The organism is Streptomyces bungoensis (assembly GCF_001514215.1).
GTDB lineage: Bacteria > Actinomycetota > Actinomycetes > Streptomycetales > Streptomycetaceae > Streptomyces > Streptomyces bungoensis.
In genome coordinates, this window is record NZ_KQ948854.1 from 1 (window position 1) to 22,498 (window position 22,498).

General features: G+C 71.5%; 18 protein-coding genes. 5 read left to right on the forward strand and 13 right to left on the reverse strand.

The window, feature by feature from the left end; all coding sequences use genetic code 11:
- The 11 genes from AQJ66_RS10225 to uvrC form a co-directional block, all read right to left on the reverse strand.
- The coding region (locus AQJ66_RS10225) for a glucose-6-phosphate isomerase (RefSeq protein WP_482255546.1) at window positions 1-736 on the reverse strand (736 nt) is incomplete at its 3' end.
- A 254-nt stretch (window positions 737-990) separates the two neighbouring features.
- Entirely contained in the window at window positions 991-1,326 is a 336-nt protein-coding gene (locus tag AQJ66_RS10230) for an RNA polymerase-binding protein RbpA (RefSeq protein WP_079060169.1), read from the reverse strand.
- Between the two features lie 229 nt (window positions 1,327-1,555).
- Window positions 1,556-1,792 carry a preprotein translocase subunit SecG gene (secG, locus tag AQJ66_RS10235; protein ID WP_079060170.1) on the reverse strand — a complete coding sequence of 79 codons (237 nt, stop codon included), beginning with the start codon at window positions 1,790-1,792 and terminating at the stop codon, window positions 1,556-1,558.
- A 108-nt stretch (window positions 1,793-1,900) separates the two neighbouring features.
- Window positions 1,901-2,677, reverse strand: coding sequence for a triose-phosphate isomerase (gene tpiA / locus AQJ66_RS10240; RefSeq protein WP_061919436.1), 777 nt, complete (start codon window positions 2,675-2,677; stop codon window positions 1,901-1,903).
- A 3-nt stretch (window positions 2,678-2,680) separates the two neighbouring features.
- A complete protein-coding gene (locus tag AQJ66_RS10245) occupies window positions 2,681-3,892 on the reverse strand; it encodes a phosphoglycerate kinase (RefSeq protein ID WP_061919438.1) in 1,212 nt (403 codons plus the stop codon).
- Window positions 3,893-4,037: 145 nt separating this feature from the next.
- Window positions 4,038-5,045 (reverse strand): type I glyceraldehyde-3-phosphate dehydrogenase, encoded by a 1,008-nt coding sequence (gene gap, locus AQJ66_RS10250; RefSeq protein WP_061919440.1) that lies wholly within the window; start codon window positions 5,043-5,045, stop codon window positions 4,038-4,040.
- Window positions 5,046-5,366: 321 nt separating this feature from the next.
- A complete protein-coding gene (locus tag AQJ66_RS10255) occupies window positions 5,367-8,321 on the reverse strand; it encodes a M14 family metallopeptidase (protein ID WP_208611332.1) in 2,955 nt (984 codons plus the stop codon).
- Window positions 8,322-8,472: 151 nt separating this feature from the next.
- Complete coding sequence (gene whiA, locus AQJ66_RS10260) at window positions 8,473-9,462, reverse strand: DNA-binding protein WhiA (RefSeq protein WP_061919442.1); 990 nt, start codon at window positions 9,460-9,462, stop codon at window positions 8,473-8,475.
- Entirely contained in the window at window positions 9,453-10,532 is a 1,080-nt protein-coding gene (locus AQJ66_RS10265; protein ID WP_061919444.1) for a gluconeogenesis factor YvcK family protein, read from the reverse strand. Before AQJ66_RS10265 ends, whiA begins: the two co-directional genes overlap by 10 nt.
- Entirely contained in the window at window positions 10,529-11,518 is a 990-nt protein-coding gene (gene rapZ, locus AQJ66_RS10270) for an RNase adapter RapZ (RefSeq protein WP_061919447.1), read from the reverse strand. Before rapZ ends, AQJ66_RS10265 begins: the two co-directional genes overlap by 4 nt.
- Entirely contained in the window at window positions 11,515-13,602 is a 2,088-nt protein-coding gene (uvrC, locus tag AQJ66_RS10275; protein ID WP_061919449.1) for an excinuclease ABC subunit UvrC, read from the reverse strand. Before uvrC ends, rapZ begins: the two co-directional genes overlap by 4 nt.
- Window positions 13,603-13,905: 303 nt before the next feature.
- Between uvrC and AQJ66_RS10280 the strand changes: the two genes are divergently transcribed.
- Entirely contained in the window at window positions 13,906-14,853 is a 948-nt protein-coding gene (locus AQJ66_RS10280; protein ID WP_061919451.1) for a hypothetical protein, read from the forward strand.
- Window positions 14,854-14,901: 48 nt separating this feature from the next.
- Here AQJ66_RS10280 and AQJ66_RS10285 read toward each other — a convergent pair whose 3' ends face one another.
- The gene (locus AQJ66_RS10285; protein WP_061919453.1) at window positions 14,902-15,330 is read right to left on the reverse strand and encodes a QcrA and Rieske domain-containing protein; all 429 of its coding nucleotides are present in this window, start codon (window positions 15,328-15,330) and stop codon (window positions 14,902-14,904) included.
- A 214-nt stretch (window positions 15,331-15,544) separates the two neighbouring features.
- On the opposite strand from AQJ66_RS10285, the gene AQJ66_RS10290 reads away from it, so the two are divergent.
- Entirely contained in the window at window positions 15,545-16,681 is a 1,137-nt protein-coding gene (locus AQJ66_RS10290; RefSeq protein ID WP_061919455.1) for a LacI family DNA-binding transcriptional regulator, read from the forward strand.
- The gene (locus tag AQJ66_RS10295; protein ID WP_061919457.1) at window positions 16,678-17,589 is read left to right on the forward strand and encodes a carbohydrate kinase family protein; all 912 of its coding nucleotides are present in this window, start codon (window positions 16,678-16,680) and stop codon (window positions 17,587-17,589) included. Before AQJ66_RS10290 ends, AQJ66_RS10295 begins: the two co-directional genes overlap by 4 nt.
- A 158-nt stretch (window positions 17,590-17,747) precedes the next feature.
- Here the strand turns inward: AQJ66_RS10295 and uvrA are convergent, their stop codons facing one another.
- Complete coding sequence (gene uvrA / locus AQJ66_RS10300; protein WP_061919459.1) at window positions 17,748-20,774, reverse strand: excinuclease ABC subunit UvrA; 3,027 nt, start codon at window positions 20,772-20,774, stop codon at window positions 17,748-17,750.
- 224 nt (window positions 20,775-20,998) lie between these two features.
- Between uvrA and AQJ66_RS10305 the strand changes: the two genes are divergently transcribed.
- Together AQJ66_RS10305 and AQJ66_RS10310 are read left to right on the forward strand one after the other, a co-directional pair.
- Entirely contained in the window at window positions 20,999-21,685 is a 687-nt protein-coding gene (locus AQJ66_RS10305; protein ID WP_061919461.1) for a maleylpyruvate isomerase family mycothiol-dependent enzyme, read from the forward strand.
- A gap of 44 nt (window positions 21,686-21,729) precedes the next feature.
- Entirely contained in the window at window positions 21,730-22,386 is a 657-nt protein-coding gene (locus tag AQJ66_RS10310) for an MBL fold metallo-hydrolase (RefSeq protein WP_061919463.1), read from the forward strand.
- The last annotated feature ends 112 nt before the right edge of the window (window positions 22,387-22,498 follow it).

The window sequence follows — 22,498 nt, forward strand, 5'->3', positions numbered from 1 at the left end:
GAGCGACGAAGTGCTTCGCGACGGCGGCGTCGTCACCGAGGGCGTCCAGCACCCACTTGCGGGCCGAGGTGGCGTTGGTGATGGTCTCGATGGTGGTGAACGTCTTGGAGGCGACGATGAACAGCGTCTCCGCCGGGTCCAGGTCCCGGGTGGCCTCGTGCAGGTCGGCACCGTCCACGTTGGAGACGAAGCGGACGGTGAGGTCGCGGTCGGTGAAACCGCGCAGCACCTCGTACGCCATCGCCGGGCCGAGGTCGGAGCCGCCGATGCCGATGTTGACCACGTTCTTGACGCGCCGGCCGGTGTGACCGGTCCACTCGCCGGAGCGGACCCGCTCGGCGAAGCCGGCCATCCTGTCCAGGACCGCGTGCACCTTCGGAACGACGTTCTCCCCGTCGACCTCGACCACCGCGTCCCGCAGCGCGCGCAGCGCGCTGTGCAGGACCGCCCGGTCCTCGGTGACGTTGATCCGCTCACCGCGGAACATCGCGTCCCGCAGACCGAAGACGCCGGTCGCGGCGGCGAGCTCCCGCAGCAGCCGCAGCGTCTCGTCGGTGACCAGGTGCTTCGAGTAGTCGATGTACAGGTCGCCGACCTGGAGGGTGTACCCGGCGCCGCGCCGCGGATCGGCGGCGAACAGCTCCCGCAGACGGGTGCCGGCCAGCTCCTCCCGGTGCTTGGCGAGCGCGGTCCACTCGGGCGTCTGGTTGAGCCTGGTACGGCCGTCTGCGTTCATATCCGACTTCAGCCTTCTCTCCTGCGTCTGTCCTGCTGCGTACCTTGCCCCGCTGCCGGTCCCAACCTAGTTGATCAGCAGGTGGCCGGGCGGTCCCGGCGCCGTCCGCGCGGGCGACAACAGGTACGTCCGGCTGACGCGCAGGTGTCAGCGCGGTGCCGTGGAGAGCCACGGAGGAGGGAGAAGGGAGAACGGAGAAGGGGAGAAGACGGCTCCGGCCAAGCACCCCTGGGGTACCCGGCCGGCGTCAACTCTTAGATCTCTCCGCGCAGTTTGGCGAGCGCCTCCGCGAGGATCGCCTCGCCGTCCGCGTCGCTGCGCCGCTCCCGTACGTACGCGAGGTGCGTCTTGTACGGCTCGGTGCGGGGCGGGTCCGGCGGATTGTCCTGGTCCTGGCCGGCCGGGAAGCCGCAGCGCGGGCAGTCCCAGGTCTCGGGAACCTGTGCGTCGCTGGCGAAGCTCGGCTGCGTCTCATGCCCGTTGGAGCACCAGAAGGAGATGCGCAGACGCGGCGCGGACTCGCCGCGCTCGGCCTCGCCCATCGGCCCCGCCCCGACCCGGCTTCCTCGGATCGCGTTGCCACTTGCCACGGTCGTAACTCCCTGCGTGATGGTGCCGCGAAGCGAGTCGGCGTTCCGCTTCGCCGCGAGCGCCTCAGTCTACGTAAGGCCCAACGCGCGTCCAGTGATTGGAGTTACAAGGGCCCCGCTCCCAGACGCAAGCCCCATGATAGGCCGCGCACAGGAGCGCGTACCGAACATGGGGCCTTGCGTACGGAATGTATGTGCTTGTCGGGCGCCGATCGCGATTCGCGCGCGCTCAGCTGTTCGACTTCATCAGGAGGCCGAGGACCACGATGCACGCGAACCACAGCAGACCGATCACGACGGTGATGCGGTCGAGGTTGCGCTCGGCGACCGAGGAGCCGCCGACGGAGGACGCCATGCCACCACCGAACATGTCGGAGAGGCCGCCGCCCTTCCCCTTGTGCATCAGCACCAGCAGCATCAGCAGCAGGCTGAAGACGATCAGGGCGATCGAGAACCCCAAAACCACGGCTGGACCAACTTCCTCGGATTCGGATGGACGACGGGGGCACAGCACTCCTGCTGCGCCCCCGCAAGGGTACGACGTATCGCCGCTACCGCCTACTCATCGCCGGACCTACTGATCGCGGAAGCGCACGATCTTGACGAACTCGTCGGCGTCCAGCGAAGCGCCGCCGACCAGGGCTCCGTCGATGTCGGCCTGCGCCATGATCTCGGCGACGTTGCCCGACTTCACGGAGCCGCCGTACTGGATGCGGACCTTGTCGGCCAGCTCCTGCGAGTACAGCTCGGCGATCTTGCCCCGGATCGCGGCGCAGACCTCCTGGGCGTCCTCGGCACCGCAGACCTTGCCTGTGCCGATGGCCCACACCGGCTCGTAGGCGATCACGACGGACTCGGCCTGCTCGGCCGGGAGGTCCTTCAGACCGCCCTCGACCTGGGCGAGGGTGTGGGAGACGTGGTTGCCCGCGTCGCGGACCTCGAGCTCCTCGCCGACGCACAGGATCGGGGTGATGCCGTGCTTGTAGGCGGCCTTGACCTTGGCATTCACCAGCTCGTCGGTCTCGTTGTGGTACTGGCGCCGCTCGGAGTGGCCGATGGCCACGAAGCTGCACTTCAGCTTGGCCAGCATCGGGCCGGAGATCTCGCCCGTGTAGGCGCCGGAGTCGTGCTGCGAGATGTCCTGGGCGCCGTACTTGATCTTGAGCTTGTCGCCGTCGACCAGGGTCTGCACGGAGCGCAGGTCGGTGAAGGGCGGCAGGACGGCGACCTCGACGGCCTCGTAGTCCTTGTCGGCCAGGGCGAAGGCGAGCTTCTGGACGTGCGCGATGGCCTCGAGGTGGTTGAGGTTCATCTTCCAGTTGCCCGCCATCAGCGGCGTGCGGGTGCTCAAAGGTCAGTCCTCCAGTGCGGCGAGGCCGGGGAGCGTCTTGCCCTCGAGATATTCGAGGGAGGCGCCGCCACCGGTCGAGATGTGGCCGAATGCGTTCTCGTCGAAGCCGAGCGTACGCACGGCGGCGGCCGAGTCACCGCCGCCCACGACGGTGAATCCGTTCGAGTCGACGAGGGCCTGGGCGACCGCCTTGGTGCCCTCGGCGTAGTCGGGGTGCTCGAAGACGCCCATGGGGCCGTTCCAGAAGACGGTCCGGGCGTCGGCGAGCTTCGAGGCGTACAGCTCCCGGGTCCTCGGGCCGATGTCCAGGCCCTCCTGGTCGGCGGGGATCATGTCCGCGTCGACCACGGCGTGCTCGGTGGGCGCCTGGGCCTTCAGGTCCGGGAACTCCCGGGCGACCACGACGTCGACGGGCAGGACCAGTTCCACGCCCTGCTTCTCGGCGCGCTCCAGGTACTCGGTGACGACCGGCACCTGGTCCTCCTGGAGGAGGGAGATGCCGACCTCGTGGCCCTGGGCCTTGAGGAAGGTGTAGGCCATGCCGCCGCCGATGAGGAGGCGGTCGGCCTTGCCGATCAGTTCGTCGATGACGGCGAGCTTGTCGGAGACCTTGGCGCCGCCGAGCGCGACGACGTAGGGGCGCTCGACGTCGTCGGTGAGCTTCTTCAGGACGCCGACCTCGGTGGCGATCAGGTAGCCGGCATAGTGCGGCAGCCGGGCCGGCAGGTCGAACACCGAGGCGTGCTTGCGGTGCACCGCGCCGAAGCCGTCGCCCACGTAGACGTCGGCCAGCTCGGCGAGCAGGTCGGCGAAGGCGCCGCGCTCGGCGTCGTCCTTGGAGGTCTCGCCGGGGTTGAAGCGGAGATTCTCCAGGACGGCGACGTGCCCGTCGGTGAGGCCCGCGACGGTCTCCCGGGCGGACTGCCCGACGGTGTCGGTCGCGAAGGCCACGGCGGAGCCGAGGAGTTCACCCAGGCGGGAGGCGGCCGGGGCGAGGGAGAAGGCGGGGTCCGGGGCACCCTTGGGGCGGCCCAGGTGGGAGGCGACGACCACCTTGGCGCCCGCGTCCGCGAGGGCCTTCACGGTGGGCAGCACGGCGCGGATGCGGCCGTCGTCGGTGATGGTGCCGCTCGCCAGCGGCACGTTGAGGTCGGCGCGGACGAAGACCCGCTTGCCGCTCACGCCGGCGGCGAGAAGTTCGTCGATCGTCTTCATGGAGTGGACTCCTACAGGAGGGCTCGTGATGCCCCTGATCGTATGAGGGCGTGGTCCGTGCGCGAGACAGGGCCCGGACAGCGCGGCGGTGCGCTGCCCGAGCCCTGCTCTCACTTCAAGGTCCTGCTGTTGCGGTGTGCGGCGATCAGAGCTGGTTGCCGACGAAGACCGTCAGGTCCACGAGGCGGTTGGAGTAGCCCCACTCGTTGTCGTACCAGCCGATGACCTTCACGCTCTTGCCGTCCTGAACCATGGTCAGGGAGGAGTCGAAGGTGCAGGACGCCGGGGCGTTGACGATGTCCGAGGAGACGATCGGGTCCTCGGTGTAGTCGAGCAGGCCCTTGAGCTCGCCCTCGGCGGCCTTCTGGAAGGCGGCGTTGACCTCGTCCTTGGTGACCTCGCGGCCGAGCTCGACGACGAGGTCGGTGACCGAGCCGGTCGGGACCGGGACGCGCATGGCGATGCCGTCCAGCTTGCCCTTGAGCTGGGGCAGGACCAGGGCGGTGGCCTTCGCGGCACCCGTGGTGGTCGGGATGATGTTCTCGGCGGCGGCACGGGCGCGGCGCAGGTCCTTGTGCGGGAAGTCCAGGATGCGCTGGTCGTTCGTGTACGCGTGCACCGTCGTCATCAGGCCCTTGACGATGCCGAAGTTCTCGTCGAGGACCTTCGCCATCGGCGCCACGCAGTTGGTGGTGCAGGAGGCGTTGGAGATGACGTGGTGGTTGGCGGCGTCGTACTTGTCCTGGTTGACGCCCATCACGATGGTGATGTCCTCGTCCTTGGCCGGAGCCGAGATGAGGACCTTCTTGGCGCCGCCGGCGATGTGCTTGGCGGCGTCTTCCTTCTTGGTGAAGATGCCGGTCGACTCGATGACGATGTCGACGCCCAGCTCGCCCCAGGGGATGTCGGCCGGGTTGCGCTCGGAGAGCACCTTGATGGTGTGGCCGTCGACGGTGATGGTGTCGGCGGTGTGGGAGACCTCCTGCTTGAGGCGGCCCAGGATCGTGTCGTACTTGAGCAGGTGAGCGGTGGTCGCGGTGTCACCCAGGTCGTTGACGGCCACAACCTTGATGTCCGCGCCCTGCTCGAGCAGTGCGCGGAAGTAGTTACGCCCGATGCGGCCGAAGCCGTTGATGCCTACGCGGATCGTCACGAACCGATCTCCTCGTTGGTACGCCGGCCATGCGGTGCCGGCGAGCTGTATTTGGGATGTCCCCGACCACCACCGACCCTACCTCTCCGGGGCCCCCGGGGTGACATCGAGATGCCGCATACACGGGCAGGCGGTCCGTACCGGCCAGTAGGGTACGGACCGTCCCGGAACGGCGTTCGTTTCACTGCCCTTTGTTATGGAATGCCGGTGCCCACTGGCGCTGTTTTCACTCGTTCGTGAGCGGGTCGGCTCACCTGATGACCCCCCTCTCCATGCACCCCTGAGAGAGGGGTCCGCTCACCTGTCGAGCAGGGCCCGCGGTCACCCGTCGAGCGAGGCGTACGCCTTCCTCAGCAGGGCCGCCCGGCCGGCCGCCGACGGCACCTGTTCGAGCCCGAAACCGAGCAGCACGGTGTCGTGCGTGGTGACCGCCGCGTAGGTCTGGAACAGCGCTCCGGTGCGCGCCCAGTCCTTGCGGACCGGCGGGCTGCCCGCGGGCGGTCCGGCCACGCTCCAGGGACCCAGGGAGGACTCGAAGCCCTCGGTGTCCTTCGCCGTGCCGCCGACGACGAGCGAGGCGTCGTCGGCGAGGACACCGTGGCCGCCGCTGCCGGGGTCGGTGACGTAGCTGATCGACACCTCGACCCGCTTGCCCGCGTACGCGCTCAGGTCGAAACTCACCGGCTGCCAGCCACCGGAGCTGCCGGTGAGGCTGTTCCACGAGCCGGTGGTGCCGGACGCGGTGCAGGCGTTGTCCGCCGGTGTGAGGTAGTGCCGGAGCCAGGGGTGCTCGCGGACGAGGAACCCGGCCCCGCACTCGGACGGTACGGCGGACCGGGTGGCGCCGCCCGCCTCCGGCAGGGTCGTCCAGTCGTCGGCGCCCGCGGTGTGCGCCTCGACGAGCACGTGGTCGTAGCCCGGCTCGGTGTCCCACAGCAGGCGGGCGGCGAGGGCGGGCCGGTCGGCGGCGGAGACACCGGTGAGGTCGATGGTGCGGGTGAGACGCTTGTACGCGTCGTCGGTGTGCACGGCCGCCGCCATGTACGCGCCGCTGTACGGCCCGTACGGGTTCACGGTGCCGGCGTACCGGCCCGCTCCGGCGCTGCTGAACTGCGGGTAGGCGGCGGCAGGCAGTTCCTCGGAGGTCACGCGGTAGGTGCCGGCCTTGTCCAGCGGGTTGCCGGGCGCGTCCCCGAGGGCGCCGGTGTAACCGGCCAGGGCTCCGGAGCCGGTGAAGCCGGTGGCCCCCTTGAGGGAGGTGCGGCCGTAGGCGCCCAGATAGTACTGGCTGAAGTCGTTGGAGAGGGTGCCGTCGCCGAGGTCGACGCTGCCGCCGGCCAGCTCGCCGGCCTCGATCAGCCTGCCGCCCTCGTTGAGGTAGGCGCGCAACTGGAGCTGGGTGGCGTTGCCGGGGCCCGCGGCGCCGGAGTAGTGCACGACCGTCCTGAAGTGCTTCAGCACGCCGAGCGCGTCGGGAACGCCCTGGGTGGCCACGTCCCACACGAGCGCCCGGTGCCCGGCCGCCCGGACCGCGTCCGCGTACGTCCGCGCCTGGCCGGCGGCCGCGCCCTCCTCGGCGACGACGAGCGTGTCCGCCCTGGGCCGCTCGGCGACGGTGTAGGTGAAGTGCTCGCCGGCGACCTTCTTGCCGCTCCTCGTCCTGCCGGTGAACCACACCTCGACCCGGTCGCCCGGCTCGCCGCCGTGCACCGCGGCCCGGTACTCGTCGAAGTACAGGTCGTCGTCGCCGCCGTAGGTCCGGCCGCCCTTCCAGCGCTTCAGCGCCCGTTCGTGCGTGCGGCCGCCGTCGACGCGGTAGGCGAGCCGCTTGTCCCGGACGGCCTTGCGGACCACGACCGAGACCTCCTGGTCCGCCCCGCGCGCGTACGACGTGCCGAACGCGGCCGGGGTGAAGTCGGCGGCGCTCATCCCGACCGCGGAGGCCGGCCGGTCGGGGTGGACGGCGGTCTCGGCGACGGAGAGCGCGAAGGGCACGTTCTTCTCGAACTCCCCCTGGACGAGCTTCTCGTCGTCGGGGAAGTTGAAGACCGACGGGCAGTCCTCGGGTTTCCAGGCGTCGTTCGGGTCGACGTTCGACGCGGTCTCGCAGGTCGACATCTCGGGGGTGAACATCGCCGTGCCGTTGACGTTCGAGGCGTGGCCGTCCGCCTCGCCGTTGGTGGTGTACAGCTCCGAGGAGACCTGCGAACGGTAGCCGGGGATCGCGGGCTTCTCCGGGGTGCCGGCGAGCGCCTTGTACAGGACGTCGTCCGGGGTGGGCGTGGCGACCTGCCAGCCGACGCCGTAGAGGAGGAGTTCGGCGGCCGAGTGGTAGTTGACGGCGTACCGGAACCGGACGCGCTTCTCGAAGGAGTCGAGCGCCTTCGTCTCGGGCTCGGACTCCGGGCGTGCGCCGCGGTAGGTCTCGCTGGTGGGGTCGGGGGACGAACCCTCGTCGTCGTAGCCCCACTTGTAGGGGAAGTTGCGGTTGAGGTCGACGCCGTCGCCCGTGCCGATGACGCCGTCGCCGTTGACGTCCCGCAGGTTCTTGCGCCACAGGCGGGTGTCCGCGCTCTTGAACGTGTAGTCGTAGCCGTCGGGGTTGGCGGAGAGGACGAACCACAGCTCGGTCGAGTCGACGATCTTCCGGACGCGCCGGTCCGTCCGGTAGTGGTCCAGGTAGTAGTGCATCAGGCGGCGGGTCATCTCCGGCGTGATCCACTCGCGCGCGTGCTGGTTGGACATGTACAGCACGGCGGGCTTGGAGCCGTCCTTCGACTTCCCCGCGTCCCTGGTCAGTCTGAGCGCGAGGATGTCCTGGCCGTCCAGGGTCCGGCCGATCGACTCGACCTTGGTGAGGCCGGGGTGGTCGCGCGCGGTGCGGAGGATCTCCTCCTTGAGGCCGCCGCTGCCGCTGTACGGCCGGAACACGCCCTCGGAGGCGCCCTCGACGCGCGCCGCGGCCCTGGGGCCGAGGGTGTGCTCGGTGAGGTGGACGCCCTGTTTCTCGAGCTTCGCGGCCTGCCGGCCGGTGAGGTAGACCTCGACGGTCGCCTTCCGGCTGCCGGCCATCTGCTCGCCGAGTTCCCGGCCGTCCTGGCCGGCCTCGAGGAGCAGCGGTAACTGCTCCCGGGTGACCTGGGCGCGGAAGACCCTGATCTGGTCCGGGCCGGACGGGGCCGGACGTCCGCTCTGTGCCTGGGCGACGGGTGCGAGGCCCGCTCCCGCGAGGAGAAGCGCGCCGACAGCGAGGATCGTTCTCGCTCCGTGTCTCATGAACCCCCCAAGTGGTGGTCCGCCACAGCGACGAACAGGTTGCCAGGCTCATGTCACTCGATGATCGAGTCAAGGGCGCCGCATGGACACGCGAACGCCGGTGCCGACCACCCGAACGGGCGCGGGCACCGGCGTCCTGACGCCGCGTCGGTCAGCCGGCGAGGTTGTCCGCGAGCTCCTCGCTGAGGTTGGCCTCGGTGCCCGGGATGCCCAGGTCGGAGGCGCGCTTGTCGGCCATGGCCAGCAGGCGGCGGATACGGCCCGCGACCGCGTCCTTGGTGAGCGGCGGGTCGGCGAGTGCGCCCAGCTCCTCCAGGGAGGCCTGCTTGTGCTCCATGCGCAGGCGCCCGGCGGCGGCCAGGTGCTCGGGGACCTCCTCGCCGAGGATCTCCAGGGCCCGCTGGACGCGGGCGCCGGCGGCCACGGCGGCGCGGGCCGAGCGGCGCAGGTTGGCGTCGTCGAAGTTGGCGAGGCGGTTCGCCGTGGCCCGCACCTCGCGGCGCATCCGCCGCTCCTCCCAGGCGAGCACCGACTCGTGGGCGCCGAGCCGGGTCAGCAGGGCGCCGATCGCGTCCCCGTCGCGCACGACCACCCGGTCCACCCCGCGCACCTCGCGCGCCTTGGCGGCGATGGAGAGCCTGCGGGCGGCGCCGACCAGCGCGAGCGCGGCCTCCGGGCCCGGGCAGGTCACCTCCAGCGAGGAGGAGCGGCCGGGCTCGGTGAGCGAGCCGTGCGCCAGGAAGGCCCCGCGCCAGGCCGCCTCCGCGTCACAGGTGGCCCCGGAGACCACCTGCGGGGGCAGACCGCGGATCGGGCGGCCCCGGCCGTCGACGAGCCCCGTCTGGCGCGCCAGCTGGTCGCCGCCCGCGACGACGCGCACGACGTAGCGCGAGCCGCGGCGCAGCCCGCCGGGTGCCATCACGATCAGCTCGGAACTGTGGCCGAAGATCTCCAGGATGTCCCGCTTGAGGCGGCGGGCCGCCATCGCCGTGTCCAGCTCCGCCTCGATCACGATGCGCCCGCTCACCAGGTGAAGGCCGCCGGCGAACCGCAGAATGGCGGAGACCTCCGCCTTCCTGCAGCAGGTCCGGGTGACGGGGAGCCGGGAGATCTCGTCCTTCACCGCTGCCGTCATCGCCATGGGCCGATCCTTCCATGCATCCGAAAAATACGGTCGTACGCGGCAGCCAGCAGCTCCGGGTCGTGCCGGGGGCTGCCGTCGGTCCGGGCCACCGGCGCCAGCTCGACCGCGGCTCCCAGCCGCTTGGCGGCCTCGGTGAGCGAGTCGCGGTCGGGCACCGCGGCCTCGTCGGCCAGCACCACGTCCAGGGCGAGTTTAGGGGCGTGTCGCCCCAAAACCTCCAAATGACGCTGCGGGGAGAAGCCCTCGGTTTCTCCGGGCTGCGGGGCGAGGTTCAGGGAGAGGACCTTGCGCGCCTTGGTCCCGGTGAGGGCGTCCAGCAGCTCGGGGACCAGCAGGTGCGGGATCACCGAGGAGAACCAGGAGCCCGGGCCGAGCACCACCCAGTCCGCGTCCAGGACGGCCGCGACCGCCTCGGGGACGGCCGGCGGGTCGTGCGGCACGACGTGCACGGACTGCACCTCGCCCGGGGTGAGCGCCACGGTCGCCTGACCGCGCACCGTGTCGACGTCCTCGGGCCGCTCCGGGTCGTGCCCCTTGACCAGGGCCTGCAGCTCCAGCGGCACGGCGGACATGGGCAGCACGCGCCCCTGCGCGCCGAGCAGCCTGCCGACCAGGTCCAAGGCCTGCACGTGGTCGCCGAGCTGCTCCCAGAGGGCGACGATCAGCAGGTTGCCGACCGCGTGGTCGTGCAGGTCGCCCTGGGAGTGGAAGCGGTGCTGGATGACCCTGGCCCAGGTCTGGCCCCAGTCGTCGTCGCCGCACAGCGCGGCCAGCGCCTTGCGCAGGTCGCCGGGCGGCAGTACGCCCAGCTCGTCGCGCAGGCGCCCGCTGGAACCGCCGTCGTCTGCCACCGTGACGACGGCGGTGAGGTCGCCGGTGATCCGGCGCAGCGCGGCGAGCGAGGCGGACAGGCCCATGCCGCCGCCGAGGGCGACGACCTTGGGCTGGGCGCCGCGCCGGCGGGGCCGGGCGCCGCGCGCCTCGGCCGGGCGCGCCGCCGTGCGGCTCGAGCGGCTCTCCGGCGTGACCCGGCGGAGCCTGCTCAGCCGCGGTGAACGTTGCGTCATTCCCGTCCCATGTCCCGGTGCACGACCACCGTCTCCACGCCCTCGGCCGCGAGGCGCGCGGCGAGCTTCTCCGACATCGCGACCGAGCGGTGCTTGCCGCCGGTGCAGCCGATGGCGATGGTCACGTACCGCTTGCCCTCACGGCGGTAGCCGGCCGCGATGAGCCGCAGCAGCTCGGCGTACCGGTCGAGGAACTCCTTGGCGCCGGGCTGGTTGAAGACGTAGGCGGCGACCTCCTCGTTGAGGCCCGTGAAGGGGCGCAGCTCCGGGACCCAGTGCGGGTTGGGCAGGAACCGCATGTCCGCGACCAGGTCGGCGTCGACCGGCAGGCCGTACTTGAACCCGAAGGACATCACGGTGGCCCGCAGCTCGGGCTCCTCCTCGCCGGCGAACTGGGCGTCCATCTTCGCGCGCAGCTCGTGCACGTTGAGGCTGGAGGTGTCGATCACCAGGTCGGCGTCGCCGCGCAGCTCGCGCAGCAGCTCCCGCTCGGCGGCGATGCCGTCGACGATGCGGCCGTCGCCCTGGAGGGGGTGCGGGCGGCGCACCGACTCGAAGCGGCGCACCAGGGCCTCGTCGGAGGACTCCAGGAAGACGATCCGCCGGGTGACGTGCTTGGCCTCCAGGTCGGCCAGCGACTCGCGGAGGTTGTCGAAGAAGCGGCGGCCGCGCACGTCGACGACGACCGCGATCCGCGCCACGTTGCCCTGCGAGCGGGCGCCCAGCTCCACCATGGTGGGGATCAGGGCGGGCGGCAGGTTGTCCACGACGAACCAGCCGAGGTCCTCCAGGCACTTCGCCGCGGTCGAGCGGCCCGCTCCGGACATGCCGGAGATGATCACCAGCTCGGGGATGGCCGCTTCGGGGGCCCCGGGCGGTGTGACGTCCGTACTCACCTGTGCTCCGTTGTCGTGTGCCGCGTCCTGCGGCTTCCCCGCGGCCGTCGGTTCTCGGTCCGCGGCGGGCTGTGCGTCGTGCTCGGTCATCTCTCCTGCCCCCGTCGTTCGTCCGGGACGCCCGCTGTCACGGGCTCCCCTGAAGAACCCCCCGTCGTCGCGGGTTCCTCGTCCTCCATGATCTCTCCGGTCGCCGTGTTCACGGCGGGTGCGGCCGGGGCCGCCCGGGCGAGGGCCACGGCGATGGTCTCGGCCGTCTTGCGGCCTATGCCGGGCACCTCCTGGATCTGCTCGAGGGTGGCGGACCGCAGCTTCTTCACCGAGCCGAAGTGCTTGATGAGCGCCTGCTTGCGGGTCTCGCCCAGGCCGGGCACGTCGTCCAGGGGGCCGGCGCGGAAGCGCTTGGCGCGCTTGGTGCGCTGGTAGGTGATCGCGAAGCGGTGGGCCTCGTCGCGGACGCGCTGCAGCAGGTACAGGCCCTCGCTGGTGCGGGGCAGGACCACCGGGTCGTCCTCGCCGGGCACCCAGACCTCCTCGAGGCGCTTGGCGAGACCGCAGACGGCGATGTCGTCGATGCCCAGCTCGTCCAGCGCGCGCCGGGCCGCCGCGACCTGGGGCCGGCCGCCGTCGACGACGACGAGCTGGGGCGGGTAGGCGAACTTCCTGGGGCGGCCGTCCTCGTCCTTGAGCGAGCGGGCGAGCGGCTCGCCGTCGGGCAGGGCGCTCTCGCCGTCGCCGGTGACCGTCACGCCGTCGGCCCACTCCCCCGTCCGCTCCTTCTCGGCGAGGTACCGCCGGAAGCGCCGGGTGATGACCTCGTGCATGGAGCGGACGTCGTCCTGGCCCGCGAAGCCCTTGATCTGGAACCGCCGGTACTCGTTCTTGCGCTGCAGCCCGTCCTCGAAGACGACCATCGAGGCGACCACGTCGTCCCCCTGCAGGTGCGAGATGTCGTAGCACTCGATGCGCAGGGGGGCGCTGTCGAGGTCGAGCGCCTCGGCGATCTCCTCCAGGGCGCGCGAGCGTGTGGTCAGGTCGGAGGCGCGCCGGGTCTTGTGCAGGACGAGCGCCTGCTGGGCGTTGCGCTGCACGGTCTCCATGAGCGCCTTCTTGTCGCCGCGCTGCGGGACGCGCAGGGAGACACCCGCCCCGCGCCGCTCCGCGAGCCACTCCTGGACGGGCTCCACCGGGTCGGGCAGGGCCGGGACCAGCACCTCCTTGGGCACGGCGTCCCCGGTCTCCTCGCCGTACAGCTGCTGCAGGGCGTGCTCGACGAGGGCGCTGGTGGTGATCTCCTCGACCTTGTCGGTCACCCAGCCGCGCTGGCCGCGCACGCGCCCGCCGCGCACGTGGAAGATCTGCACGGCCGCCTCGAGCTCGTCCTCGGCGACGGCGATCAGGTCGGCGTCGGTCGCGTCGGCGAGCACGACCGCGTTCTTCTCCATGGCCTTCTTCAGGGCCTCGATGTCGTCGCGCAGGCGGGCCGCACGCTCGTACTCCATCTCCTCGGCCGCCTGCGTCATCTGGTTCTCCAGACGGCGCAGGTAGGTGCCGGTGCGGCCGGCCATGAAGTCGGAGAAGTCCTCGGCCAGGTCGCGGTGGTCCTCGGGGGTGATCCGGCCGACGCAGGGGGCCGAGCACTTGCCGATGTAGCCGAGCAGGCAGGGCCGGCCGGTGCGGGCGGCGTTCCTGAACACACCGGCCGAGCACGTGCGCACCGGGAAGACGCGCAGCAGCAGGTCGACGGTGTCCCGGATGGCCCACGCGTGCGCGTAGGGCCCGAAGTAGCGCACGCCCTTCTTCTTGTGACCGCGCATCACCTGCACGCGCGGGAACTCCTCGTTCATCGTCACCGCGAGGTACGGGTAGCTCTTGTCGTCGCGGTACTTGACGTTGAACCGGGGGTCGAACTCCTTGATCCAGGAGTACTCCAGCTGCAGCGCCTCGACCTCGGTGGACACCACGGTCCACTCCACGGACGCGGCGGTGGTCACCATCGTCCGGGTGCGCGGGTGCAGGTTCGCCAGGTCCTGGAAGTAGTTCGCCAGGCGCTGGCGCAGGCTCTTCGCCTTTCCGACGTAGATCACCCGGCGGTGCTCGTCACGGAACCTGTACACCCCGGGGGACTCCGGGATGTCTCCCGGCCTGGGGCGGTAGCTGGAGGGGTCGGCCATGTCTCACACCCTACTGGCGAGCACCGACACCGCGTCGGGCCTGTGGACAACGCTCACCGGCCCGGCTCACCGGCCGGAACCCGCGCGCGCGAGGGTCGCGGCTCGGCCAGGAGCGGGCCCTGACCGGTCCGAGGTGTTGTCGGGGTCTGGTCAACACGCTTCAATGCGGGTGAACTCGGGGCCGTGCACGCCGGCGTACGGACGCGGCGCGCGCAGAAGGGCGTTCCTTGCGCCCACGGGGGCGGCCCCGCACACGGGCGGCCTGACCAGCCGTCGTGGCATCTCACAGAAAGGCTGCTGTGCATGCGGCACGCCACGGAGCACGCGGACGTCCCCACCGCGGAACTGGACACGGCCCTGCGGGGCGGCCCCTTCCACGTGGCGCTGCGCGCCGCGATCGCCGCCCGCGGGCTGCCGCTGCAGCGCGTGCAGCACCACCTGTCCCGGCACGGGGTCAAGGTCGGGGTCACGAGTCTGAGTTACTGGCAGCAGGGCGCCCGGCGCCCCCAGCGGCCCGAATCGCTGCGCGCCGTGCGGGCCCTGGAGGAGATACTCCAGCTGCCGGACGAGTCCCTCATCCGCCTGCTCGCCGACCCCGGCCGGCAGGCAAGCGCCGGCCGCCCCTCGGCCCGCTCCTACCGCTCCCTGGTCGAGGCCTCCGACGTCCTGAGCCGCCTCCAGACCGAGCTGGGCTGGTTCCTCGACGGCGGCCTGCAGACCCTCGGGCACCACGAACGCGTCCGGATCGGCGCCCGCCGGGAGCTGGCGGGCCGCGAGTCCCACCACATCGTGCGCGCGCACCGTGACGGCGCCGACCGCTTCGTCGCCGTCCACCACGGCGATCCTGGCTCCAGCCCGGGTGAGATGGCGGTGCTCGCGCTGGAGAACTGCCGCACCGGGCGGGTCCGCCGGGACCAGGACACCGGCGTCCTGGTGGCCGAGCTGCTCTTCGGCACCCGGCTGCGCGCGGGCGAGACCTTCCTCTTCCGGTACGGCATCGAGGACGGCACGGCAGGGGTCTGCCGCGAGTACGCCGACCGGTTCGGCTTTCCGGGCGGACAGTACGCGCTCCAGGTGAGCTTCGACGCGGCCGCGCTCCCGGCCCGCTGTCACCGCTTCACCCAGCACTCGCCGGCGGCCCCGCGCGGTGGCCGGCAGGAGCTGGCGGTCAGTGGGCCGCACCACAGCGTCCATCTGGTCGAGCCCCGGATCCGGCCGGGTGTCGTCGGCATCGCCTGGGACTGGGAGTGACGGGACCCCGGGGCCCGAGGGCGGCGGTGCCGGGGGGCCGCCGGTCCCTCAGGCGCCCGGGCCGACGATGATCCTGCCGTTCGCCGTCTTCACCGGCAGCTCGGTCAACGGCTCGGTGGCCGGCGCCTGGACCACCTTGCCCGTCAGGGCGTCGAACTGGCTGCCGTGGCAGGGGCAGACCAGGGTCGTCCCGCGGAGATTGTTGATGGGGCAGCCGGCGTGCGTGCAGATCGTGCTGTACGCCTTCAGGGCGCCACTCGCGTCCCGGCCGACCACCACGTTCCGGTCGCGGTAGAGCTTGGCGCCGCCCTGGGCGACCTCGTTCTCGGCACCGAGGTCGACCGGGGCGGTCGGCGTCGCGTCGGCCGCACCGCCGCCGTCGGGCGCCGAGCAGGCGGCCAGCCCGAGCCCGGCGACGGGGGCCACGGCCGCCCCTCGAAGGACGGTTCGACGGCTCGCTGAGGATCGGGCGGGCATCGGAACCTCCAGCAGGTCGGGGAACGGGCAGGGCGACGATACCCGGGCAGAAGGGGACGACCGGGGGCGGGGGTGGCCGACGAGGGGCGTGTGAGCGGCCGCAGCCGGTGAGACCGGGTCGTAAACGTTTGCGCAAGCGTTTACGCGGACCCCGAAGATGGGGTAGCTTCCGGCCGGGAACCAAGCCGGCAGCCGCCCCTGGAGGGAGATCGCGATGACCACGATGGCGGACGTCGCCCGGGCTGCCGGGGTCTCCGTGGCGACCGTGTCCCACGTGCTCAACGCCACGCGCCCGGTACTGCCCCACACCCGCCAGGCGGTGCTGGACGCCGTCGACGCCCTCGGCTACACACCCAACACACTGGCGCGCTCCCTGGTGACCTCCCGTACCCGGTCCATCGGGCTGGCGGTGTCGGCGATCAGCAACCCCTACTTCACCGAGATCCTCCAGGGTGTCGAGGCCGCCGCCCTGGCGGCGGGGTACAGCCTGCTCATCGCCGACCCGCACGACGATCCCGCCCACGAACGGAAGGTCGTGCAACTCCTTCACGAGCGCCGGGTGGACGGCATGATCGTGGCCCCTTCCGCGGACCCGCATGGCCTCATCGCCTATCTCAACCGCCACGCCGTACCGGCGGTGTTCCTGGACCGCGTGGTCCAGGCCGAGACCGAGGCTCCGGAACGGGCGAGCGACCTGGTGACCGGCGAACCGGCCCTCTTCGATCAGGTCTGCGCCGAGAACGCCGGTCCGACGGCCCGCCTCGTCGGTCACCTGGCCGAGCTCGGCCACCGCCGGATCGGCCTGGTCGCGGGCCTGCCCGGGCTGAGCACCACCAGCGAGCGGATCGCGGGCTACCGGCAGGCCCTCACCGCCGCCGGGCTCCCCCACGACGAGGACCTGGTGGTGTCCGGCAACTCCGAGTCGGCCGGCGCCGAGCGGGCCACGGCCGCCCTGCTCTCCCTTCCCTCTCCGCCCACGGCGCTGGTCACCGCCAACAACGCCATGACCATCGGCGCTCTGCGCGCCCTGCGCGGGCTCGCCCTGTCGGTGCCGGACGACCTCGCCCTGGGCTGCTTCGACGACTTCGCCTGGGCCGACCTCTTCTCCCCCCGGCTCACGGCCATCGCCCAGCCCAGCAGGGAGATCGGCGCCCGGGCCGTCCAGGTGCTGCTGGACCGGCTGGCCGCCCCGGACCGGCCCGCCCGGACCGTGCGGCTGCCGTGCGCGTTCGTCCACCGCACCTCCTGCGGCTGCCCCGAGGACCGTGACGGGGCCCACGGGCCCCTGTCGGCCGAGTCCGGCGGGCAGACCGCACCCACCCCGCTGTCCGAGAAGGGAACCGTCTCGTGATCGTCGTCGCCGGTGAGGCACTGATCGACCTGGTACCGCAGGGCCCCGGCGCCCTGGCGGACCTGAAGCCGGCGCTCGGCGGCGGCCCCTACAACACAGCCGTGGCCCTCGGCCGCCTCGGCTCCCCGACCGCCTTCTACTCCCGCACGTCGTCCGACGCCTTCGGCGAGGCCCTGCTCGACGGGCTGCGGCGGGCCGGAGTGGACGTGTCGGGTGTGCAGCGGGGCCCCGAGCCCACCACTCTCGCGGTCGCGACCGTCGACGCCTCCGGCTCGGCCGCCTACTCCTTCTACGTCGACGGCACCGCCGACCGCCTCTTCACCGCTCCCGCCGCCCTTCCCGCGGGCACGCGCGCGGTGTCCTTCGGCACCTGCTCGCTCGTCCTGGAACCGGGGGCGAGCGCCTACGAGGAGCTGATGCGGGCCGCGGCCGGACAGGGGCTGTTCACCGCCCTCGATCCCAATGTCCGGGCCGGCCTGATCCCGGACGCGGACGCCTACCGCGCACGTTTCAAGAGCTGGCTGCCCTCGGTGACGCTGCTGAAGCTGTCCGCGGAGGACGCCGAGTGGCTGGGCGGCACACCGGACGAGTGGCTGGCCGCTGGGCCCTCGGCCGTGGTGGTGACCCGGGGCGGCGCCGGCCTCACCGTCCACACCCGGGACGGCGCGCAGTACTCCGTACCCGGTGAGGAGGTCGAGGTCGTGGACACCATCGGCGCCGGTGACACGGTGAACGCGGCCCTGCTGCACGGTCTGTCCGCGCAGGACGCGCTGTCGCCGCAGGCACTCGCCGTCCTGGGACCGGACGGCTGGCAGCGCCTGCTGCGGTTCGCGGCGCGCGCCGCGGCGATCACCTGCTCCCGGGGCGGAGCGGAGCCGCCGTACGCGGCGGAGCTGGGCGAGCTCTGAGCTGATCCTCCCCCGGGTTCCCTCCCCTGCTTTCTCTGTGCTGTTGTCAAGGTGCGTCCGCGCCGCGGTTCTCGATGGTGGAACGAGCGGCGCCCCGCGGGGAGTTCCCGCGGGGCGCCGCTTTTTTGACGAGGTATCAGGACATCGCCTGATCCGCCTCAGGCCTTGCGGGCCCGCGTCGTCTTCTTCGCCGGTGCCGTCTTCTTCGCCGCGGCGGCCTTCTTGGCCACCGCCTTGCCGTCGGCCTTGGCCGTCACCGTCTTCCTCGCCGCCGAACCGGCCGCGGCGGTCTTCCTGGCCGCCGCTCCGCGCGGCGCCTTCACCGGTTCCGCGTCGCTGATGCGGTCGGCACCGAGGATCTCGCGCAGGAACTTGCCGGTGTGGCTGGCCGGAACCCCGGCGACCTCCTCGGGCGTGCCCTCGGCCACCACCAGGCCACCGCCGGCGCCGCCCTCGGGGCCCATGTCCACGACCCAGTCGGCCGTCTTGATCACGTCGAGGTTGTGCTCGATGACGATGACCGTGTTGCCCTTGTCGACCAGGCCGGAGAGAACCTTCAGCAGCTTGCTGATGTCCTCGAAGTGCAGACCGGTGGTCGGCTCGTCCAGGACGTAGACCGTGCGGCCGGTGGAGCGCTTCTGCAGTTCGCTGGCGAGCTTCACCCGCTGCGCCTCGCCACCGGACAAGGTGGTCGCGGACTGGCCGAGCCGGACGTAGCCGAGGCCGACGTCCTTCAGGGTCCGCAGGTGCCGGGAGATGGCCGGGACCGCGTCGAAGAAGTCGGTCGCCTCCTCGATCGGCATGTTCAGCACGTCGGCGATGGACTTGCCCTTGTAGTGGACCTCCAGGGTCTCCCGGTTGTACCGGGCGCCGTGGCAGACCTCGCACGGGACGTAGACGTCCGGGAGGAAGTTCATCTCGATCTTGATCGTGCCGTCGCCCGCGCAGTTCTCGCAGCGGCCGCCCTTGACGTTGAAGGAGAAGCGGCCGGGCAGGTAGCCGCGGACCTTCGCCTCCGTGGTCTCCGCGAACAGCTTGCGGATGTGGTCGAACACGCCGGTGTAGGTCGCCGGGTTCGACCGCGGGGTACGGCCGATGGGCGACTGGTCGACGTGCACGACCTTGTCGACCAGGTCGTCGCCGGCCACGCGCGTGTGCCGGCCGGGGACGTTGCGCGCGCCGTTCAGCTCGCGGGCCAGGTGTGTGTAGAGGATGTCGTTGACCAGCGTGGACTTACCGGACCCGGACACACCCGTGACGGCCGTGAACACGCCCAGGGGGAACGAGACGTCGATGTCCTGCAGGTTGTTCTCGCGGGCGCCGTGCACGGTGAGCAGGCGGGACGGGTCGTGCGGGCGGCGTACGTCCGGGAGCGGGATCGACTTGCGGCCGGAGAGGTACTGACCGGTCTGCGACTCGGTGTTGGCGAGCAGTTCCTTCAGGGAGCCGCTGTGCACGACCTTGCCGCCGTGCTCGCCGGCACCGGGGCCGATGTCCACGATCCAGTCGGCGACCTTGATGGTGTCCTCGTCGTGCTCGACGACGATGAGCGTGTTGCCCATGTCGCGCAGCCGGACCAGGGTCTCGATCAGCCGGTGGTTGTCGCGCTGGTGCAGGCCGATGGACGGCTCGTCCAGGACGTACAGGACGCCGACGAGGCCGGAGCCGATCTGGGTGGCCAGGCGGATGCGCTGGGCCTCACCGCCGGACAGCGTGCCGGCCGCGCGGTTGAGGGAGAGGTAGTCCAGGCCGACGTCGACCAGGAACCGCAGCCGCTCGTTGACCTCCTTCAGGACCCGCTCGGCGATCTTCTTGTCGCGGGCGTTCAGCTCCAGCTCGCCCAGGAAGTCCGCGCAGTCGCTGATCGACATCGCGGAGACCTCGGCGATGGACTTCCCCATGATCGTGACCGCGAGCACGATCGGCTTCAGGCGCGTGCCCTCGCAGGTGGGGCAGGGCACCTCGCGCATGTAGCCCTCGAAGCGCTCGCGGCTGGCGTCGCTCTCGGCCTCGCTGTGCCGGCGCTTGACGAAGGGGACCGCGCCCTCGAAGGGCGTGGTGTACACGCGCTCGCGGCCGTACCGGTTGCGGTACCGGACCTCGATCTGGGTCCGGTGGCCGTACAGGAGGGCCTTCTTCGCGCGCTGCGGCAGGCCCGCGAAGGGGATGTCGGTGCGGAAGCCGAGCGCGTCCGCGAGGGCGCCGATCAGCCGGCCGAAGTAGTCCTTGGTGTGCCCGTGCGACCAGGGGTGGATGGCGCCCTCGTCCAGGGACTTGTCCTCGTCCGGGACGATCAGCTCGGGGTCGACCTCCATGCGCGTGCCGATGCCGGTGCACTCGGGACAGGCGCCGAAGGGCGAGTTGAAGGAGAAGGAGCGGGGCTCCAGCTCCTCGAAGGACAGGTCGTCGTACGCGCAGTAGAGGTGCTCCGAGTACATGCGCTCGCGCTCGGGGTCGCCCTCCGGCAGGTCGACGAAGTCGAGCACGACCATGCCGCCGGACAGGCCGAGGGCGGTCTCCACGGAGTCGGTGAGGCGGCGCTTGGCGGACTCCTTCACCGTGAGGCGGTCCACGACCACCTCGATGGTGTGCTTCTCCTGCTTCTTCAGCGTGGGCGGCTCGGAGAGCTGGATGGTCTGCCCGTCCACCCGCGCGCGGGAGTAGCCCTTGGTCTGCAGGTCGGCGAAGAGGTCGACGAACTCGCCCTTGCGCTCGCGCACCAGCGGCGACAGCACCTGGAAGCGGCTCCCCTCCGGCAGCTCCAGGACCTTGTCGACGATGGCCTGCGGCGACTGCCGCGAGATCGGGCGGCCGCACTCGGGGCAGTGCGGCTTGCCGATGCGCGCGAAGAGCAGACGCAGGTAGTCGTACACCTCGGTGATGGTGCCGACCGTCGAGCGGGGGTTGCGCGAGGTCGACTTCTGGTCGATGGAGACCGCCGGGGAGAGGCCTTCGATGAAGTCCACGTCCGGCTTGTCCATCTGGCCGAGGAACTGCCGGGCGTACGAGGACAGCGACTCCACGTAGCGCCGCTGGCCCTCGGCGAAGATCGTGTCGAAGGCCAGCGAGGACTTGCCCGACCCCGACAGGCCCGTGAAGACGATGAGCGAGTCGCGCGGGAGGTCGAGCGAGACATTCCTCAGGTTGTGCTCGCGCGCTCCACGGACGATGAGACGGTCGGCCACGCCGGTCCGCACCTTTCTTCAGAGAAGTGACAGGGGCGAGGCCCCCGTGCTTCTTCGAGACTAGGGGGAGCCACTGACAACGCCGGTCGGATTCCCGGTTGCATAACAACCCCCGGCCCTCCAGCATGCCCGACGCCGCACTCGACGATATAGCACGTGCTTTCGATTTGCGGGCGAGGTTCACCGCCTTCACCCGAAGGTGTGGCCCGGCTAGGGTCAGGCCCATGATTGATCACGCTCATGACCTGGCCTGTGTACGCGAGGCGACGGAACGGCTCCTCACCGCTGCCGCCGCTCTGGACAACGCCTCACTCGCCCAGCCGTCACGGCTGCCCGGCTGGACCCGCGGGCATGTCCTCGCCCACCTCGCCCGCAACGCGGACGCGCTCGTGAACGTCCTCGAGGGCCGTCCCATGTACGAGAGCGCCGCGGCGCGGGACGCCGACATCGAGCGGGACGCGCCGCGGCCCGTCGATGTCCAGCTCACCGACGTGCGGGAGAGCGCCGCCCGCTTCCAGCAGGCGGGGGCCGTGCCGGCGGACTGGTCGCGCACGGTCGAGCTGCGCAACGGCGTCACCGACTCCGCCGCCCGGCTGCCGTTCCGGCGGTGGGCCGAGGTGGAGCTGCACCACGTGGACCTCGGGATCGGCTACGAGCTGGAGGACGTCCCGGCGGAGTTCGCCGAGCGGGAGATCGACTTCCTGGCCCAGCGGTTCTCGGAGCACCCGGACGTTCCGGCGACCCGTGTCACGGACGGCACGCGCGCGTGGAGCACGGGACGCGAGGCGTCCGGACCCGAGGTCACGGTCAGCGGCCCCGCGGCCGAGCTGCTGGGCTGGCTCGCCGGCCGCCGAGAGGGTGCCGCGCTGGAGGTCACGGGCGGCGCGCTGCCGAAGCTGCCCCCGCTGTAGCGCGACGGCGGTCCGCCGGACGCTCCCCGCTATAGGCTGCCGCCATGACGTACAGCGGAGAGGTCAAGGTCGGCGGACCGGCGCACGTGCACGAGCTGAAAGACCTGATGATCACCAAGGTCGCGGTCGGCCCGATGGACAACAACGCCTATCTGCTGCGCTGCCGGGCCACCGACGAGCAACTCCTGATCGACGCCGCCAACGAGGCGCACACGCTGCTCGCCATGATCGGTGACGACGGCATCGCGTCCGTCGTCACCACGCACCGGCACGGCGACCACTGGCAGGCGCTCGCCGAGGTCGTCTCCGCGACGGGCGCGCGGACGTACGCCGGCCGGGAGGACGCGCCCGGTATCCCGGTGCCCACCGACGTCCTGGTCGACGACGGCGACGTGATCAGGGTCGGCCGCGTGGAGCTCACCGCGCGCCACCTCGTCGGCCACACTCCGGGCTCCATCGCCCTCGTCTACGACGACCCGCACGGGCATCCGCACGTCTTCACCGGTGACTGCCTCTTCCCGGGCGGTGTCGGCAACACGCACAAGGACCCGAAGGCGTTCGCCAGCCTGATCCACGACGTGGAGACGAAGATCTTCGACGTGCTGCCGGACGAGACGTGGGTGTACCCCGGGCACGGCAACGACACCACGCTGGGCACGGAGCGGCCGCATCTGCCGGAGTGGCACGCGCGCGGTTGGTGAGCCGCCCCGCGCCGGCGGCGCGCCAGGTGGGCGATCGTGCATGCCGGGCGTGCGCCCGCTCGTGCGGGTGGCGTCGATGCGGCTTCGCGCGCCCCGTGTGAACGTTTCGCAC